Genomic DNA, 16784 nt, shown 5'->3' with positions numbered 1-16784 from the left:
CCCGGATTTCTTATCGTTCGAGGACGAGGGCGAGGCCCTGGCCCACACCGATGCAGAGGGTGGCGACCCCGACGCCGCCGCCCCGACGGGCGAGCTGGTGGGCGACCGTGCCGGCGAGACGGGCACCGGACGCACCGAGCGGATGACCGAGGGCGATCGCGCCGCCCTGCGGGTTGAGGACCGCCGGGTCGAACTCGGGCCACTCGGCCATACAGCCGAGCACCTGGGCCGCGAAGGCCTCGTTCAGTTCGAGTACCGACAGATCGGCGAAGCCCCTGCCGGCCTTGGCGAGCGCGCGGTTGACCGCCTCGACGGGGGCGAGCCCGAAGTACTGCGGGTCGATCGCGGACACCCCGGTGGCGCCGACGCGGGCGAGCGGCTCGCGTCCGGTCGCCTTCAGCCCTTCCTCGTCCACCAGCAGCAGGGCCGCGGCGCCGTCGTTCAGCGGCGAGGCGTTGCCCGCCGTCACCGTCCCGTCCTCCGTCCGGAACGACGGCCGGAGCTTCGCCATCGCCTCCCGTGAGGCGTCGGCCCGTACGCACTCGTCGGCGCCGAACACGACCGGGTCGCCTTTGCGGCGCGGGATCGACACGGGCGCGAGCTCGGCGTCGAACAGGCCCGCCGCCTGGGCCGCGGCGGCCTTGCGGTGGCTGGCGAGGGCGAATTCGTCCTGTTGCTCGCGGCCGATCTTGTGCTTGTCGGCGATCAGCTCGGCCGACTCGCCCAGCGGGATCGTCCACTGCGGGTCCATCCGCGGATTGACCATCCGCCAGCCCAGCGTCGTCGAGTACACCTCGGTGTGCCCGGCCGGGAACGCCCGGTCCGACTTCGGCAGCACGTACGGCGCGCGGGTCATCGACTCCACCCCGCCGGCCACGACGACGGAGGCGTCGCCGACCGCGATCGCGCGGGCGGCCTGGACGACCGCCTCCAGACCGGAGGCGCACAGCCGGTTGACGGTGACACCGGGCACGGAGGTGGGCAGGCCCGCGAGCAGCGCGCCCATGCGGCCGACGTTGCGGTTCTCCTCGCCGGCCCCGTTGGCGTTGCCGAAGTACACGTCCTCGATACGAGCGGGGTCCAACGCGGGTGTACGGGCGACGAGTTCACGGATGGCGTGTGCGGCGAGGTCGTCCGGCCGTACCGGGGCCAGGGCGCCGTTGTAGCGGCCGATCGGGGTGCGGACCGCGTCGACGATGTAAACGGTCTTGAAACCGTTGCTCATGACGGGACCCCCTCGGCGAGCCGGACCTTGGCGGCAGTCTTCGTCACGATCTCCTCGGCGGTCACGCCCGGCGCGGTCTCCACCAGCACCAGGCCCTCCTCGGTGACGTCGAGGACACCCAGGTCGGTGATGATCTTGTTCACGCAACGCTTCCCGGTCAGGGGCAGCGCGCAGTCCGTGAGGATCTTGGGGCTGCCGTCCTTGGCGGTGTGCGTCATGACGACGATGACCGTACGGGCGCCGTGCACCAGGTCCATCGCCCCGCCGATCCCGGTGATCAGCTTGCCGGGGATCGCCCAGTTCGCCAGGTCGCCACGCTCGGACACCTGCATCGCGCCGAGCACGGCGACGTCGATGTGCCCGCCGCGGATCATGCCGAAGGACAGTGCCGAGTCGAAGAACGACGCGCCGGGCAGGACCGTCACGGTCTCCTTGCCGGCGTTGATCAGATCCGGGTCGACCGCGTCCTCGGTGGGGTAGGGGCCGGTGCCCAGGATGCCGTTCTCGCTCTCCAGCACCACCTCCACGTCCGCCGGGAGGTAGTTGGGGATCAGGGTCGGCAGCCCGATGCCGAGATTGACGTACTGACCGTCCCGCAACTCGCGCGCGGCGCGGGCGGCCATCTCCTCACGTGTCCAGGCCATCACTCGCTCACCGTCTTCTCTGTCGCCGGCGCGGAGACCGTCCGCTGCTCGATCCTCTTGTCCGCCGCCTGCCGCGGGGTCAGCGCGATCACGCGCTGCACGAAGATGCCCGGCAGATGGACCGCGTCCGGGTCGAGCTCACCGGGCTCCACGAGTTCCTCGACCTCGGCGATCGTGATCCGTCCGGCCATCGCGGAGAGCGGGTTGAAGTTGCGGGCGGACTTGTTGAACACCAGGTTGCCGTGCCGGTCGCCCTTCGCCGCCCTGACCAGCGCGAAGTCGGTGCGGATACCGTGCTCCAGCACGTACTCCGCGCCCTCGAACTCCCGCACCTCCTTAGGCGGCGAGGCGAGGGCGACGCCGCCCTCGCCGTCGTAACGCCACGGCAGTCCGCCCTCGGCGACCTGGGTGCCCACGCCCGCGGGGGTGTAGAAGGCGGGGATCCCGGCGCCGCCGGCCCGCAGCCGCTCGGCCAGCGTGCCCTGCGGGATCATCTCGACCTCGAGCTCACCCGACAGGTACTGGCGGGCGAACTCCTTGTTCCCACCGATGTAGGAACCGGTTACCCGGGCGATCCGCCCGGCCGCGAGCAGTACCGCGAGGCCCGACTCCATCGCACCGCAGTTGTTGGAGACGACCGACAGACCGGCGACGCCCCGCTCGTACAAAGCCTGGATGAGGACGTTCGGCACGCCGCTCAGCCCGAACCCACCCACTGCCACAGACGCGCCGTCCGGCACGTCGGCCACCGCCTCCAGGGCCGTGGCGACCACCTTGTCCATCCGTGAAGCCCCATCTCTTCCACGCGCCCCCGGCCGACAATTAATCAGGGCACTGATTATTTCTCCGAGGTTGCCCACACGCTGCCACCGCGGACCGGAGCAGTCAAGACCCCAGGCCGGAGGGCTGACCAGGGTCACCCGGCCACGAGACTCGGTCGGTCACACGCGGTATCGTTCAGTACACCGACGAAATCTCACGCTGAGGAGCGCACATGGCCGCGGTGGATCTCACCAGCCACCCCGGGCACCTGGCCCGGCGGCTCCAGCAGGCGCACTACCTGCTGTGGAACACCATGGTCTCCGAGGAGATCACCTCGCCGCAGTTCGCGGTCCTCAACGCGCTCGTCGCCGAGCCGGGCCTCGATCAGCGCACGGTGGGGGAGCGGGTGGGACTCGACCGTTCCACCATCGCCGAGGTGATCAGCAGGCTCATCCGCCGGGGACTGCTCGACAAGGTCCGCGACCCGCAGGACGGGCGTCGCTACCTGCTGGGACTCACCGACGAAGGACAGCGCACCCACCGCAGACTGACCGTGCGCACCGCCCGGATGAACCAGGTGTTCCTGTCCCCGCTCTCCGCCACCGAACAGACCCAGTTCCTCGAACTCATCCAACGCGTGTCGGACGCGGCGGAGGGGCTGCGCAACCCCGCCGAGAACCCCGCGGAGCCCCTGGTCGCACCGTCCTGACCAGGGCGGCCGGCTTCGGTCGGGTCGCGTGACCGCCGGGTGGCGTGACCGTCGGGATGCGTGACCGCCGGGCCGAGTGACCTCAGGGTGCCTGCGCGAACACCACCCACACCTGGCCGTCGGCGAAGCGGACCGGTGCGCCGTCGGCGGTCGTGAAGTCCGTGCCGTCCGTGGCCGTCGCCCGCTTCCAGTTCACGTCGTGACGGCGACCGTCGCGCAGCACCAGCGCCTTACCCGCACCCACCGTCTCGGTGTAGGGCGTGTTGTTGCCGAGAAAGTCGTGGAAACCCGACGCCCGCACCTTCACGTACTGCACGACCACCGTGGCCGGCGCCACCCGCCGACCGTCGCTCGTCACCGTCGGCGCGCCGTCCGTGGACACCAGCCAGCCGGCCCGGCTCGCGGACCAGGTGAAGGTGAAACGCGCCGCCGGGTAGCGCACCGAGAGCGCGGGCTGCGCCGTACCCCCGGAGGGCGCGGGGCCGTAACGGAAACCGGTGGTCAGCGCGGCGGTACCCGGCGCCGACGGCAGCAGACGACCGGGACGCACATAGAGGTTGTGCGGCGCGGCCCGCGCGGTGCCCCGGTAGTAGGCCCCGGCGCCCGCGGCGTCCTCGGGCGTGACGGCGTCCAGCGGCGCCCGGTCGATCAGGGGCAGCAGCCTGCCCTGCGCCCCGGAGAACGCCAGCACCGGCCGCGCGAACTGGCCCAGCAGCTCCAGATCCGACTCGCGGGCGCTGCGCACGGGACCCACGGCATCCGGCATCTTGGTCGCGTACACGGCCATCAGCCGGCTCAGCCCGCCCTCCACCTGTTCGACGTAGACGATGTCCGCGGAGTCGAGGCCCGTCTGCGGCCGCGCGTCGGGGGCGTTGTCGATCTTCACGGCGAGCAGGGAGCCGGCGACGGCGCCGGGACTGGTGCTCCCACTCGGGTTCGGCTGCTGCGACGCGCTGCGGCCGTCGTCGTCCGTCGAGGGCTCGCGGCTCGTCGTGCAGCCCGCGACGAGGACGAGCGCCAGCAGGCCGGCGAACAGCGCCGCCGCCACCGAGACGGCCCCGGGACGTCCGGGACGCATCGCGCGCGCCGGGCGTCTCGGGTCTTTCGCGTGTTTCGCCTGTTTCGGGTGTCGTGAGTGTCGCGGGTGTCTTGGGCGTATCGAACGACTCGTGCCTGTCATGGCCACCCCGTTTCGTGTCTCGATTGTGCGCTCGTCCGTTCGAGAGTGGCTATGCGTGGCTGTGGGGTGCGGGGTGCGGGGTGCGGGGTGCGGGCTGTGCGGGCCATGCGCGCTGTAGGGGCGGTGGGGGTGAGGGGTGGGCGCTGTGCGGCGGGCGGGCGGGTGGCGCGTCGTGGTTCGGGGCCGGGCGGTCGGGTACCCGGGCGGCAGCCAGGACCCGGTACCCCCGGACCAGCCGGGACGGGCCGGTCGGCGGAGGGAGCGCGGCGCGATGAAGGCAGTGACCTGGCAGGGCAAGCGGGACGTACGGGTGGACACCGTTCCCGATCCGACGATCCAGGAACCGACGGACGCCGTCATCCGCATCACGTCCAGCGGCCTGTGCGGATCCGACCTGCACCTGTACGAGGTGCTCACCCCGTTCATGACCCCGGGCGACATCCTCGGCCACGAGCCCATGGGCATCGTCGAGGAGGTCGGCGCCGCGGTACCCGACCTCCGGGTCGGCGACCGGGTCGTGGTGCCCTTCCAGATCGCCTGCGGCAACTGCTGGATGTGCCTGAACGCGCTGCCCACCCAGTGCGAGACGACCCAGGTCACCGGCGAGGGGATGGGCGCCGCCCTGTTCGGCTACACCCGTCTGTACGGTGCCGTGCCCGGCGCCCAGGCCGAGTATCTGCGGGTACCGCAGGCCCAGTTCGGCCCCATCAAGGTGCCGGAGGGCCCGCCCGACGACCGCTTCGTCTACCTCTCCGACGTGCTGCCCACCGCCTGGCAGGCGGTCGCCTACGCCGACATCCCCGAGGGCGGCAGCGTCGCGGTGCTCGGCCTCGGCCCCATCGGTGACATGGCCTGTCGCGTCGCCCAGGTGCGCGGCGCGGGGCGGGTGTTCGGCGTGGACCTGGTCGGCGACCGGCTGCGCCGGGCGCGTGCGCGCGGCGTGGAGACGTACGACCTCCGCAGCTTCGACAGCGAGAAGGAACTCGTCGCCGCGATCCGCGACGAGACCGACGGCCGGGGCCCCGACGCCGTGATCGACGCCGTCGGCACCGAGGCGCACGGCAGCGCGGCCGCCCGCATGATCCAGAACGCCTCCGCCCTGCTGCCGAGGAAACTGAGCGGCCCGCTCGCGGAACGCTTCAGCGTCGACCGGCTCGCCGCCCTGAACACCGCCATCGAGCTGGTGCGTCGCGGTGGCACCCTCTCCCTCGTCGGCGTCTACGGAGGCATGGCCGACCCGCTGCCGATGCTCACCATGTTCGACAAGCAGCTCCAGATCCGCATGGGGCAGGCGAACGTACGCCGGTGGGCCGACGAGATCCTGCCGTACCTCACCGACGAGGACCCGCTCGGCGTCGACGACTTCGCCACCCACCGCGTGCCGCTGTCGGACGCCCCGCACGCGTACGAGATGTTCCAGCACAAGCAGGACGGCGCGGTGAAGGTCCTCATGACGCCGTGAGAACGGTTCGCCCTGCGGGGCCTGCCGTCCAAGCGGTTCGCGGTGCGGGGTCTGCCGTGCCCAAGCGGTTCGCGATGCGGGGTCTGCCGTCCCCAAGCGGTTCGCGATGCGGGGTCTGCCGTCCCCAAGCGGTTCGCGATGCGGGGTCTGCCATCCTCAAGCGGTTCGCGCTGCGGGGCCGTCCAGGCGGTTCGCGCTGCGGGCCCGTGGCCGTGAAAGCGGTTACGGAAGAGGGAGGAGGGCAGGTCGGCGGCGCGGGAGAGCCGAGCCAGGCAGGTCGGGCCGCGAGGGAAACCGGTTGCGGATCGGGTTGCGCCTGAAAGCGATTGTGGAGCAGCCGGCGAGTTGCAACCGGTTGTGGATCAGGATTCGTTTCCGAAACCGGTTGCCGGACACGACCGAGGCGTAACCGCTTGCGGATCACGCTCCCGGCTGGTGGATCACGCTCACACCCTTGTGGATCATGTTCCTGATCCCTTCGCGGGCGGGGCTCCGAGGATCTCCGCCAGGTCGTAGCGCACCGGTTCCTCCAACTGCGCGTAGGTGCAGCTGTCCGGGGTGCGGTCCGGGCGCCAGCGACGGAAGCGGGCGGTGTGCCGGAACCGCGCCCCGTTCTCCATGTGGTCGTACGCCACCTCGACCACCCGCTCGGGCCGCAACGGCACCCAGGACAGGTCCTTCTTGCCCGACCAGCGGCTCGGCGCCCCGGGCAGCCGTGCCGTCTCGTGCGCGGCCTCCTGCGACCAGGCCGCCCACGGATGGCCCGCCGCGTCCTCCATGCGCAGCGGCTCCAGCTCCTCGATCAGCTCCGCCCGGCGTTTCATGGGAAAGGCGGCCGACACGCCGACGTGCTGGAGGACGCCTCGGTCGTCGTACAGACCCAGCAGCAGCGATCCGACCACCGGACCGCTCTTGTGGAAGCGGTATCCGGCGACGACCACGTCCGCGGTCCGCTCGTGCTTGATCTTGAACATGGCGCGCTCGTCCTGGCGGTAGCGCAGCGTGAGCGGTTTCGCGATCACTCCGTCCAGGCCCGCGCCCTCGTACTCCTCGAACCAGCGCCGGGCCACCTCGGCGTCGGTCGTCGCCGGCGCCACGTGGACGGGGGCCGTCACCCCGGCGAGCGCCTCGGTCAGCTGCTCCCGCCGGTCACTCAGCGGCACGTCCAGGAGTGACCGGTCGTCCAGCGCCAGCAGGTCGAAGGCGACGAACGACGCCGGGGTCCGTTCGGCGAGCGTGCGCACCCGGGAGTCCGCCGGGTGGATGCGCTCGGTGAGGGCGTCGAAGTCGAGCCGGCCCTCACGGGCGATCACGATCTCCCCGTCCAGCACACACCGCTGCGGCACCCGTTCCCGCAGCGCCTCCACCAGTTCCGGAAAATACCTGGTCAACGGCTTTCCGGTGCGGCTGCACAACTCGATCTCGGCACCGTCGCGGAACACGATGGCCCGGAAACCGTCCCACTTCGCCTCATACTGCATGTCCGGTGGAATCGTCGCCACCGACTTGGCGAGCATCGGCTTCACGGGCGGCATCACCGGCAGATCCATGTTCCCGATTCTGCGCGAGGAACGCGGGGTCCGCCCGGTGTGCGGGCCGTCCGGTCCACGGGCCGCCGCGAGCTGATGCGAGCTGTCGAAGGTGTGTCTACCGTGGCTCGCATGGGCGATGCGGTGGAACTAAAAGTGGCCGGCCGGACGGTACGGCTGTCCAGCCCCGACAAGGTGTTCTTCCCGGAGCGCGGCTTCACCAAGCTGGACCTCGCCCGCTACTACCAGGCGGTCGCACCCGGCATTCTGCGTGCCCTGCGCAACCGCCCCACCACCCTGGAGCGGTACCCGGACGGCGTCACCGGCGAGTCCTTCTTCCAGAAGCGGGCGCCGAAGAACATGCCCGACTGGATCCCGACCGCTCACATCACCTTCCCCAGCGGTCGCAGCGCCGACGAGATGTGCCCGACCGAGGAGGCGGCCGTCCTGTGGGCCGCCCAGTACGGCACCCTCACCTTCCATCCGTGGCCCGTGCGCCGCGACGACGTCGACCGCCCCGACGAACTGCGCATCGACCTCGACCCGCAGCCCGGCACCGACTACGACGACGCTGTTCACGCAGCCCACGAACTGCGCTCTGTGCTGGAGGAGTTCGGCGGTCTGCGCGGGTGGCCCAAGACCTCCGGCGGCCGTGGCCTGCACGTCTTCGTGCCGATCGAACCCCGCTGGACGTTCACCCAGGTCCGGCGTGCCGCCATCGCCGTCGGTCGGGAGATGGAACGGCGGCTGCCGGAGCGGGTGACGATCAAGTGGTGGAAGGAGGAGCGGGGCGAGCGCATCTTCATCGACTACAACCAGACCGCCCGCGACCGCACCATCGCCTCCGCCTACTCCGTACGTCCCCGTCCGCACGCGCCCGTCTCGGCGCCGCTGCGCTGGGAGGAGGTCGGCGACGCCCACCCCGCCGACTTCGACCTCGCCACCATGCCGGCCCGGTATGCCGAACTCGGCGATGTGCACGCCGACATGGACGACCACGCGTACTCCCTGGAGCCCCTCCTCGAACTCGCCCGACGCGACGAACACGACCACGGTCTGGGAGATCTGCCGTATCCGCCGGAGTACCCGAAGATGCCAGGAGAGCCCAGGCGGGTGCAGCCGAGCCGCGCCCGGCACGAGGACGCCCCGGGCGGACCCGGGGCGTCCTAGGCCTTCTCTCTCAGAGTTCCTTGATGCGGATGTCCCGGTACGAGACGACGTCCGTGGTGCTGTGGACCTGGAGCCCGAGGTAACCGGAGGCGAAACGCCGTCCGTCCGTGCCCGGGTCGTCCGCGCGGGGCGGGGAGAACTCCTGCCCACCGGTGTTGTCGAACTCGTTGATCAGCACACCGTTGCGGTAGACCGAGTAGTGCTGGTCGACCACCCTGATCTCGTAGTCGTTCCAGGTGCCCTTCTGTGTGACGCCGGCGCCGGCGAGTCCCACCCGGTCGAAGCCGTACACGGACCCGGTCTTGTACATGTCCCCGTCGGGCCGGTCGAGCACCTGCACCTCGTGCCCGTACTTGATGGCGACCCACTCGGGTCGCGGCTCCTCGGCATGGTCGTGGACCCACGGGAAGCGCACGAACACACCGGAGTTGGCGTTGCCCGTGCCCGGGGCGTCGTCGCGCCACTGGAGCTTCAGCGAGAAGTCGCCGTACTTGCGCTCGGGGAACCACAGCATGCCCAGGCCCTCGCGGGAGGTCCCGCTGGTGATCGATCCGTCGGGGTTCTGCGCGAACGATCCGCCCCCCACCTGCTGCCACTTGGCGAAGGAGCCCGCGCTGCCGTCGAGGATCGTGCGGTAGCCCTCGGTCTGGCCGGGCTTCCCGATCCCGGACTCGCGGGCGGCCTCCTGGACGGCGTCGTACTCGCGCTGGTCGACGATCCCCTCGCCGAGCAGTGCGTCGAGGACCGTCTTGACGTGCTTGAGGAACAGCGCCTGGGACGTCCACTCCCTCTCGTCCTCGATCAGCTCGTTGATCCGGCACCGCTTGTCGGTCAGCCGGTTCGGCACCCCCGAGTCGACCGTGCCGACGATCACCGTCAGCCGGTCGTCGTACTCCGGGCAGTTGGGTGCGGGGACCTGGCTCGACACCACCGTGAAGGTCACCGTGCGCGCGGTGGAGGTGTTGCCCGCCTTGTCGGTGGCGCGGTAGGCGACGGTGTGCGGGCCCGCTCGGTCGACCACCACCGGGATGGTGTATGCGATGTACGGTCCACCGTCGAGTGAATACTCGATGCGGTCGACACCCGACCCGTGCTCGTCCGTCGCGCTCACGGTCACCCGGGCGTTGCCGACATAGGCCCCGGCGGAGTTCTTCGTGCCCTCGACGGTCACGCCGGTCACCGGTGGTGTGGTGTCCTGCGGGGCCGCCGCCACCACGGTGAACCGGACGCTCTTCTCGGCGGCCGCGTTGCCCGCCTTGTCGGTGGCCCGGTACCGCACGGTGTGGGTGCCGACCTGGTGCACCATGACGGGCGCGGTGTACGGCTGCCAGGCCCCGGAGCCGACCGCGTACTCGATGGTGTTGACGCCGGAACCGGTGTCGGAGGCCGACACGGTGACGGTCGCCATGTCGATGTACGTGCTGTCGGGATGCTGCTCGCCGGTCACCGTGGCGGAGGTGTCCGGGGGTGTCGTGTCGTCGGAGGGCGGGGCGACGACCGTGAACGCGGCGGTCTTCTCCGCGGAGACGTTGCCCGCCTTGTCGAACGCCCGGTAGCGGATCTGATGGCTGCCGACCTGGTCGACGACGACCGGTGCGGTGTACGGGATCCAGTCGCCCGCAGTGCCGACCGCATACTGGATACCGTCGACCCCCGACCCGCCCTCGTCACTCGCACCGATCGCGACACTCGCCGAGCCGACGTACGCGCCCTGCGCGTTCTGTGTGCCGGTGACCTGCGCCGACGTCTCGGGCGGTGTCGTGTCCTCGCCACCGCCCTCCGTCACCACGAGGATGCCCTGCATCTGGCCGTGGCCGGGGATGGTGCAGTGGTAGAAGTAGCGCCCCGGGGTGAGGGTGACCTCGGCGGTGTGCCGGCCGCCCAGGTCGTCGTTCGGGTTGGCCAGGATGTTCAGCGTGACGTCGTCGTTGAACTCGGGGTCGGTGGTCGCGAACGTCAACGTATGCGGCATGCCCATGGTGTTGCCGGTCGCCACGCTGTTCTCGAAGACGATCGTCGTCCGGCCCGCCACCGCCGTCGCCGGCGCGGAACCGTACCGGGTGATGTCGTCGCCGGCGGTCCAGGTGAGCACCTGGGCGGCGGCTGCTGCCGGTGCGGGCCGTGCCACGGTGGGCGCCGCCTGAAGACCGAGCATCATCAGCACGGCGGCCAACATGGCCGTCCACATTGTTCGTTTCCGTATCAGCCGGGTCCGTCGTGTCACCGCACACCCCTCGCCAGTCGGTCGGCGGCGGGTGTCGGGCCGCCGCCCTGGTAAGTGACCCTCCACAGCGCCGATTTGGCGTCCGAGGTGAAGAAGCCGCGGCCGTAGTCGAGGACGTACAGGGCGCCGTCCGGGCCGAACTTCCAGTCCATGAGGTTCTTGATGCCGTCGTTGCCGACCGGCACGATCTTCTTCAGCGACTCCGAGTGGACCGGCAGACCGCCCGAGCCTTGTGTCCTCGGGTCCATGACGACCGCGTTGCGCGGCTGATCGGCGTCGTAGAAGTCACCGACGAACCACTTGCCGTCCCAGTACGCGGGCCACTTGACCGTGCTCGCGACGGCGGTGTCGTAGCGGTAGACCGGACCGTTCATCGCCGCCTGCCCGCCGCCCTTGAGCCATGGAAGCCGGTAGGTCGCCTGGTCCTGCCGGTAGGAGGGGACGCCGGCGGCATCGCGCGGGTAGTCGGGTGCGCCGCCCTGGGGCGAGTACCAGATGTTGTTGCCGGTGACCGGCGGCAGATTCACCAGTCCGTCGTTGTTCGGCGACTCGTTCTTCGGGTGGTCGCAGTCGTACCAGCCCAGGGGCTGCGACGGATCGGGCAGGTTGCGGTCCCGGTAGGGCTGCTTGTTGCCCATGCAGTACGGCCAGCCACGGTTTCCCGCCTGGGTGATGACGGCGAACGTGTCGTACTTCGCCGGTCCCCAGGTGGACGACGGCTCGCCCGCGTCCGGGCCGACCCAGCCCGCGTACAGGATGTCCGTGGCGCGGTCGACGGAGATGCGCGCGGGGTTGCGGACGCCCATCACGTAGATCTCGCCGCGGGTCTTGCCGCCGCCCTCGGCGGTCTCCCGGCCCGTGAACAGGTTCCCCGCGGGAAGCGTGTACGTCCCGTCGGGTTCCGGATGGATGCGCAGGATCTTGCCGTTGAGGTTGTGGGTGTTCCCGGCGGTGCGGCGCGCGTCGGCGAAGGAGACGCCCTTGAAGTTCGGCTGCGGGTTGTTGCCGGAGTAACCACCGCTGAAACCACTGGAGTTGTTGTCACCGGTGGCGATGTACAGGTTGCCCTTCGAGTCCCAGGCGAGCCCGCCCCCCGCGTGGCAGCAACTGTGCACCTGTACCGGCCACTCGAGCAGCACCTTCTCGCTGCCGAGGTCGAGCCGGTTCGTGGCGAGGTCGAGCGTGAAGCGGGAGACGCGCCGCTCAGCCATCCGGGTGTCACGGTTGACGCCGGGGTGGGGCGTGTAGTGGAGGTAGACCCAGCCGTTCTGCTCGAAGCGCGGGTCGAGCTCGATGCCGAGGAGACCTTCCTCGACCTTGACGAGCTCGTCGCCACCGCCCTTGTTGCCGAAGACCGTCAGTTCCCCGGCCAGGGTGACCTTCTTGGTCGCCGGATCGTAGACGTGGATCTGGCCCTTGCCCTTGCCCACGTCCGGGTTGTTCCAGTCGGTGATCACCGGCCGGGAGGAGTCGGCGCCGCCCCGCCCGATGTAGAGAACCCGGCCGTCGGGCGCGGTGACCAGGCCGTGCGGTTCACCGATCTGGTCGTTCTGGCCGGGCTGGTTGGCGGGGGTCAGCCGCTCGGCCTTGTAGTTCTTGGTGATGGTCGCTTTGCAGTCGGCCTGCACGAGTCGGGACGTCCACAGCAGGGCGCCGCGCAGATGTGCGCGGAAGTCCGTCTCGTCGTACGACGAGACCGTGCCGCCCATGCCGGTGTAGAAGGAGCGGCCGCCGTCGTAATCGCGGCACCAGCTGACCGGATGGTCGGCGCCGTTGGCGCTCGCGCCCGGCCGGTAGGTCGCCTCGCGCACCCGGGCGACGGTGTGCACCTCGCCGGACGGGTTCTTCGCCCAGTTCGGCCACAGGTCCGGGCGCTTCCACTCCAGGGGCAGCTCGCCGGTGGCCGGATGCCGTCGGTCGCCGACCTCGACGGTGGCCCGCTGCACGGCCGTCGGGCTCGACGCGGCGGGACGGGCGCCGATCAGGCCGGTGAACCAGTCCGAGTACGGCTCGGCGCGGGCCGCGTCGTGGACGCCGACGAATCCGCCGCCGGCCTCCATGTAGGCCTCCAGGCCCGCTTCCTGCTCCGGGTCCAGGACGTCACCGCCGCCGGTCAGGAACACGACGGAGTTGTAACCGCCGAGCCGTGTCCCGTCGGTGAAGACCGAGGCGTCGTCCGTGGCCTCGACCTCGAAGCGCCGGTCCGCTGGCCCGGACAGCCCGATCCGCTCGATGGCCTCGATACCGGCGTTGACGACCGGTGACTCGTCCCCGGCCGCGGCCGATCCGTGGAAGATCAGCACCTTTACGTCGGCGCCGCCCGGTGGTGACTTGATGGACATCGTTGTCAGGGGTGGCTCGGGGGTCGGGCGCGCGTCCGCGGCCGGGGCGGACAGCAGGCCGGCGACGAGCGTGGCGCACGCCACGGCGGTCACCCGGATTCGTTTTCTGGGACTCAACCCTCGTAAGTGCATGGGCGCCTCCTCGGTCACAGCGACAGCGCCAAGGAAGCTAGACCCCATGTGTATGACTCGCCAATAGCTATGACCGCAATGGCACGAACTTTGTCCTGGGTGTGGAGAAACTGCGGAACGGCCGGTACCGTCTCACGGGTTCGTCACAGGCTCGTCTTCTTCATCGTCGCAAATTCCGTACCAGGGTGGGGAGTTCGGCATGGACAGGCGCGGTTTCAACCGCCGGGTGCTGCTGGGCGGCGCGGCCGCCGCGACATCGTTGTCCTGGGGGCCCAGGGCGGTGAGCGCCACCGGACCGGCGAGGACCGCCCCGGCGGGGGGAGCGGTCAGGCACCTCAAGCTGTACGCCGAGAAGCTCGCCGACGGCCAACTCGGCTACGGCTTCGAGAAGGGAAAGGCGACCATTCCCGGGCCGCTGATCGAGCTCAACGAGGGCGACACCGTGCACATCGAGGTGGAGAACACCCTGGAAGTGGCGGCGAGTCTGCACGTCCACGGTCTGGACTACGAAGTGTCCAGCGACGGAACGAAGTTGAACGGCAGTGACATCGAGCCCGGCGGTACGCGCACCTACACCTGGCGCACCCACGCGCCCGGTCGCCGCGCCGACGGCACCTGGCGGGCGGGCAGCGCGGGTTACTGGCACTACCACGACCACGTCGTGGGAACGGAGCACGGCACGGGCGGCATCCGCAAGGGCCTGTACGGACCGGTGATCGTCCGGCGCAAGGGCGACATCCTGCCCGACGCCACCCATACGATCGTCTTCAACGACATGACGATCAACAACAGGCCGGCCCACGCGGGTCACCAGGGCCCCGACTTCGAGGCGACGGTGGGCGATCGGGTCGAGTTCGTGATGATCACGCACGGCGAGTACTACCACACCTTCCACATGCACGGTCATCGCTGGGCCGACAACCGCACGGGCCTGCTCACCGGTCCCGACGACCCCAGCCAGGTCGTCGACAACAAGATCGTGGGGCCGGCCGACTCCTTCGGCTTCCAGGTGGTCGCGGGGGAGGGGGTGGGCGCCGGCGCGTGGATGTACCACTGCCATGTGCAGAGCCACTCCGACATGGGGATGGTCGGGCTCTTCCTGGTGAAGAAATCCGACGGCACGATCCCGGGATACGAACCGCATGCGCCGCACGAGTCTCCCGCGTCTCCTGCCTCCCCTGCGTCTCCCGTGCCTCCTGCGTCTTCCGTGTCTCCCGCGCCGGACGAGACCGGCCACGGACACGAAGGCGGCGACGCGCACGAGAGCGGCGTCGCGCACCAGCACTGAGGGGCGGAGGCGCCGAGGGGCGCAGGCACGGAGGGGCGGAAGCGCCGTCGGCGCCGCCCCCGGCGCGCCGACGGCGGGAGAGCGCTCTCACCCGGCCGTCGCGCCGGAGCTATCCTGAGCCGCAGCCGGCCAGGAGGAGCCCCGAAGTGACCGAGACAGCGTCGCGACCCACGCTGGAGGCCGTGGCCGCACGGGCCGGGGTGTCCCGGGCGACCGTGTCGAGAGTCGTCAACGGCGGCGACGGCGTCCGCGAGCCGCTCGTCGAGCGGGTCCGGCAGGCCGTGGAGGAGCTCGGGTACGTCCCCAACCAGGCGGCGCGCAGCCTGGTGACGAAGCGGCACGACGCGATCGCCGTGGTCATCGCGGAACCGGAGAGCCGGGTCTTCGCCGACCCCTTCTTCGCACTCCAGCTCCGCGGCATCAGCAAGGAACTGACGTCCCACGACAACCAGTTGGTGCTGCTCCTCACCGAGGGCCGCGACGACCACGCCCGCGTCGCCCGTTACCTCGCCGGCGGCCATGTCGACGGGGCCCTGGTCTTCTCGTTGCACCTCGACGACCCGCTCCCCGGTCTGATCCAGGGCGCCGGCGTGCCGACGGTGTTCGGCGGCCGTCCCGGCTGGAGCGACGGCACCCGGGACGTGGTCTACGTCGACAGCGACAACCGGGGCGGTGCCCGCGAGGCCGTACGCCTGCTGGCCGGGCTCGGCCGCACCCGCATCGCCCACATCACCGGCCCCCTCGACCAGACCTCCGCGGCGGACCGGCTCGACGGATACCGCGAGGTCATGGGCGAGGACGACCCGCGGCTCGTCGTCGAGAGCGACTTCACCCCCGGCGGCGCCGAGCGTGCCATGCGCGAACTCCTCGACCGCCGCCCCGACCTGGACGCCGTGTTCGCCGCCAACGACCTGGCCGCCTCGGGCGCCCTGCGCGTCCTGCGCGAACGCGGACGGCGGGTGCCCGAGGACGTCGCCGTGGTCGGCTTCGACGACATGCTGCCGGTCGCCGAGCAGTGCGACCCGCCGCTGACGACGGTCCGTCAGAACATCGAGGAGATGGGCCGGATCATGGCCCGCCTCCTGCTGCGCCGCCTCGATCCGCGCATCGCCGACGAGACGCCGGGCCGGGTGGTCCTGCCCACGACGCTGGTGCGCCGCGCTTCGGCCTGACCGCACCGCCGTCCCGCTCACCCCCGGCACGGCGCGGCAGGGGAGGGGGCACCGAACGGCACGGTACGGAGAGACCCGCGGCCCGGCACTCCCGTACCGCCTCACATCTCCTGTGGCACGCTCTTGATCACGGCGAAGCGTGCGCCGTAGGGGTCGGCGAGCTTGGCGATGCGGCCGACGCCCTCGACGTCCGTGGCCGGCATCCGCACCCGGCCGCCCAGTTTCTCCGCCTCGGCCACCACCGTGTCAGCGTCGGCGACCTCGAAGTACGGCAGCCAGTACGCTCCGCTCTCGGCCTCCGTGGCGTCGTCGGCCAGCGGCACGATCCCGCCGAACATGGCCTCCTCCCCGGCACCGGCCGGGTTGACGCAGGTGTACGTCCCGCCGGGGAAGGGCGCGGCCGACGTCTCCAGGCCCAGCGTCGCGTTGTAGAAGGCGGCCGCCGCGGCGATGTCCGGCGTGTACAGCTCGACCCAGCACAGCGCGCCGGGTTCGTTCGCCACGTCCACGCCCACCGTCCGTCCCGGCTGCCAGAGGCCGAACGGCACGCCCGCCTGGTCGGCGAGGACCGCCATCGTGCCCTGGCCCATCACGTCCATCGGCGCGAGGAGGACCGTGCCGTGCTTGTGCTGGGCGGTCTGCGCCGTGGCCTGCGCGTCCGCCGTCCTGAAATAGACCGTCCACGACGGCGGGCCCTGCCCGGGTTCGGTCTGCATGCCGCCCGCGACGGTCTTCCCGTCCAGCTGGAAGAAGCCGTAGCCACCGGCGTCGGGTCCCGCCGACCGGAACCGCCAGCCGAAGAGAGAGCCGTAGAAGGAGGTGGCGCCCTCGATGTCGGACGTGCCGACATCGATCCAGTTCGGCGCGCCGTCGACGAAACGGGTGGTGAGCATCGTTGCCCTCCTCGAAGGGATCCCGGCCTCTGCACTGCCGAGTCTCGCACCG

The 16784-nt window shown here is 70.8% G+C and carries 13 protein-coding genes; 5 read left to right on the top strand and 8 right to left on the bottom strand.

The genetic code is table 11. From position 1 onward, the window contains the following. Window positions 1-10 precede the first annotated feature (10 nt). Genes OG440_RS05710 through OG440_RS05700 form a run of 3 tightly spaced genes read right to left on the bottom strand, consistent with a single transcriptional unit; the run spans window position 11 to window position 2651 of the window. Window positions 11-1225, bottom strand: a complete 1215-nt coding sequence (locus OG440_RS05710) for a thiolase family protein (protein ID WP_406005732.1) — start codon at window positions 1223-1225, stop codon at window positions 11-13. Further along, the gene (locus OG440_RS05705; RefSeq protein ID WP_406005731.1) at window positions 1222-1869 is read right to left on the bottom strand and encodes a CoA transferase subunit B; all 648 of its coding nucleotides are present in this window, start codon (window positions 1867-1869) and stop codon (window positions 1222-1224) included. Before OG440_RS05705 ends, OG440_RS05710 begins: the two co-directional genes overlap by 4 nt. Then, window positions 1869-2651 carry a CoA transferase subunit A gene (locus OG440_RS05700; protein ID WP_406005730.1) on the bottom strand — a complete coding sequence of 261 codons (783 nt, stop codon included), beginning with the start codon at window positions 2649-2651 and terminating at the stop codon, window positions 1869-1871. Before OG440_RS05700 ends, OG440_RS05705 begins: the two co-directional genes overlap by 1 nt. 212 nt (window positions 2652-2863) lie before the next feature. On the opposite strand from OG440_RS05700, the gene OG440_RS05695 reads away from it, so the two are divergent. Next, a complete protein-coding gene (locus tag OG440_RS05695; RefSeq protein WP_406005729.1) occupies window positions 2864-3340 on the top strand; it encodes a MarR family winged helix-turn-helix transcriptional regulator in 477 nt (158 codons plus the stop codon). Window positions 3341-3422: 82 nt separating this feature from the next. Here the strand turns inward: OG440_RS05695 and OG440_RS05690 are convergent, their stop codons facing one another. Beyond that, window positions 3423-4418, bottom strand: a complete 996-nt coding sequence (locus tag OG440_RS05690; protein ID WP_406005728.1) for a DUF3048 domain-containing protein — start codon at window positions 4416-4418, stop codon at window positions 3423-3425. 373 nt (window positions 4419-4791) lie between these two features. On the opposite strand from OG440_RS05690, the gene OG440_RS05685 reads away from it, so the two are divergent. Continuing rightward, window positions 4792-5982 (top strand): zinc-dependent alcohol dehydrogenase, encoded by a 1191-nt coding sequence (locus OG440_RS05685; RefSeq protein ID WP_406005727.1) that lies wholly within the window; start codon window positions 4792-4794, stop codon window positions 5980-5982. Between the two features lie 461 nt (window positions 5983-6443). Here the strand turns inward: OG440_RS05685 and OG440_RS05680 are convergent, their stop codons facing one another. Beyond that, entirely contained in the window at window positions 6444-7532 is a 1089-nt protein-coding gene (locus OG440_RS05680) for an ATP-dependent DNA ligase (protein ID WP_406005726.1), read from the bottom strand. Between the two features lie 111 nt (window positions 7533-7643). On the opposite strand from OG440_RS05680, the gene ligD reads away from it, so the two are divergent. Next, window positions 7644-8681: a non-homologous end-joining DNA ligase gene (gene ligD / locus OG440_RS05675; protein WP_406005725.1), complete on the top strand. Its 1038-nt coding sequence runs from the start codon at window positions 7644-7646 to the stop codon at window positions 8679-8681. 10 nt (window positions 8682-8691) lie between these two features. Here the strand turns inward: ligD and OG440_RS05670 are convergent, their stop codons facing one another. Then, window positions 8692-10857, bottom strand: coding sequence for an OmpL47-type beta-barrel domain-containing protein (locus OG440_RS05670; protein ID WP_406005724.1), 2166 nt, complete (start codon window positions 10855-10857; stop codon window positions 8692-8694). Window positions 10858-10901: 44 nt separating this feature from the next. Beyond that, the gene (locus tag OG440_RS05665) at window positions 10902-13379 is read right to left on the bottom strand and encodes a ThuA domain-containing protein (protein ID WP_406005723.1); all 2478 of its coding nucleotides are present in this window, start codon (window positions 13377-13379) and stop codon (window positions 10902-10904) included. 199 nt (window positions 13380-13578) lie between these two features. On the opposite strand from OG440_RS05665, the gene OG440_RS05660 reads away from it, so the two are divergent. Both OG440_RS05660 and OG440_RS05655 read left to right on the top strand, forming a co-directional pair. Continuing rightward, window positions 13579-14667, top strand: a complete 1089-nt coding sequence (locus OG440_RS05660; RefSeq protein ID WP_406005722.1) for a multicopper oxidase domain-containing protein — start codon at window positions 13579-13581, stop codon at window positions 14665-14667. Window positions 14668-14813: 146 nt separating this feature from the next. Beyond that, window positions 14814-15839 (top strand): LacI family DNA-binding transcriptional regulator, encoded by a 1026-nt coding sequence (locus tag OG440_RS05655; RefSeq protein WP_406005721.1) that lies wholly within the window; start codon window positions 14814-14816, stop codon window positions 15837-15839. A 101-nt stretch (window positions 15840-15940) separates the two neighbouring features. On the opposite strand, the gene OG440_RS05650 is transcribed toward OG440_RS05655, so the two are convergent. Beyond that, window positions 15941-16732, bottom strand: a complete 792-nt coding sequence (locus OG440_RS05650) for a VOC family protein (protein WP_406005720.1) — start codon at window positions 16730-16732, stop codon at window positions 15941-15943. Window positions 16733-16784 lie beyond the last annotated feature (52 nt).

Source organism: Streptomyces sp. NBC_00637, from assembly GCF_045161545.1.
Lineage (GTDB): Bacteria > Actinomycetota > Actinomycetes > Streptomycetales > Streptomycetaceae > Streptomyces.
Note: the sequence above shows the minus strand (reverse complement) of the source record. Positions and strands in the feature narration are given on the sequence as shown.

Bases quoted from the DNA above. Each gene is read 5' to 3' on its own strand.
- OG440_RS05695 (WP_406005729.1), top strand. From the start codon at position 2,864: ATGGCCGCGGTGGATCTCACCAGCCACCCCGGGCACCTGGCCCGGCGG.
- OG440_RS05705 (WP_406005731.1), bottom strand. From the start codon at position 1,869: ATGGCCTGGACACGTGAGGAGATGGCCGCCCGCGCCGCGCGCGAGTTG.
- OG440_RS05680 (WP_406005726.1), bottom strand. From the start codon at position 7,532: ATGGATCTGCCGGTGATGCCGCCCGTGAAGCCGATGCTCGCCAAGTCG.
- OG440_RS05650 (WP_406005720.1), bottom strand. From the start codon at position 16,732: ATGCTCACCACCCGTTTCGTCGACGGCGCGCCGAACTGGATCGATGTC.
- OG440_RS05710 (WP_406005732.1), bottom strand. From the start codon at position 1,225: ATGAGCAACGGTTTCAAGACCGTTTACATCGTCGACGCGGTCCGCACC.
- OG440_RS05685 (WP_406005727.1), top strand. From the start codon at position 4,792: ATGAAGGCAGTGACCTGGCAGGGCAAGCGGGACGTACGGGTGGACACC.
- OG440_RS05660 (WP_406005722.1), top strand. From the start codon at position 13,579: ATGGACAGGCGCGGTTTCAACCGCCGGGTGCTGCTGGGCGGCGCGGCC.
- OG440_RS05690 (WP_406005728.1), bottom strand. From the start codon at position 4,418: ATGCGTCCCGGACGTCCCGGGGCCGTCTCGGTGGCGGCGGCGCTGTTC.
- OG440_RS05665 (WP_406005723.1), bottom strand. From the start codon at position 13,379: ATGCACTTACGAGGGTTGAGTCCCAGAAAACGAATCCGGGTGACCGCC.
- OG440_RS05670 (WP_406005724.1), bottom strand. From the start codon at position 10,857: ATGTTGGCCGCCGTGCTGATGATGCTCGGTCTTCAGGCGGCGCCCACC.
- OG440_RS05700 (WP_406005730.1), bottom strand. From the start codon at position 2,651: ATGGACAAGGTGGTCGCCACGGCCCTGGAGGCGGTGGCCGACGTGCCG.
- ligD (WP_406005725.1), top strand. From the start codon at position 7,644: ATGGGCGATGCGGTGGAACTAAAAGTGGCCGGCCGGACGGTACGGCTG.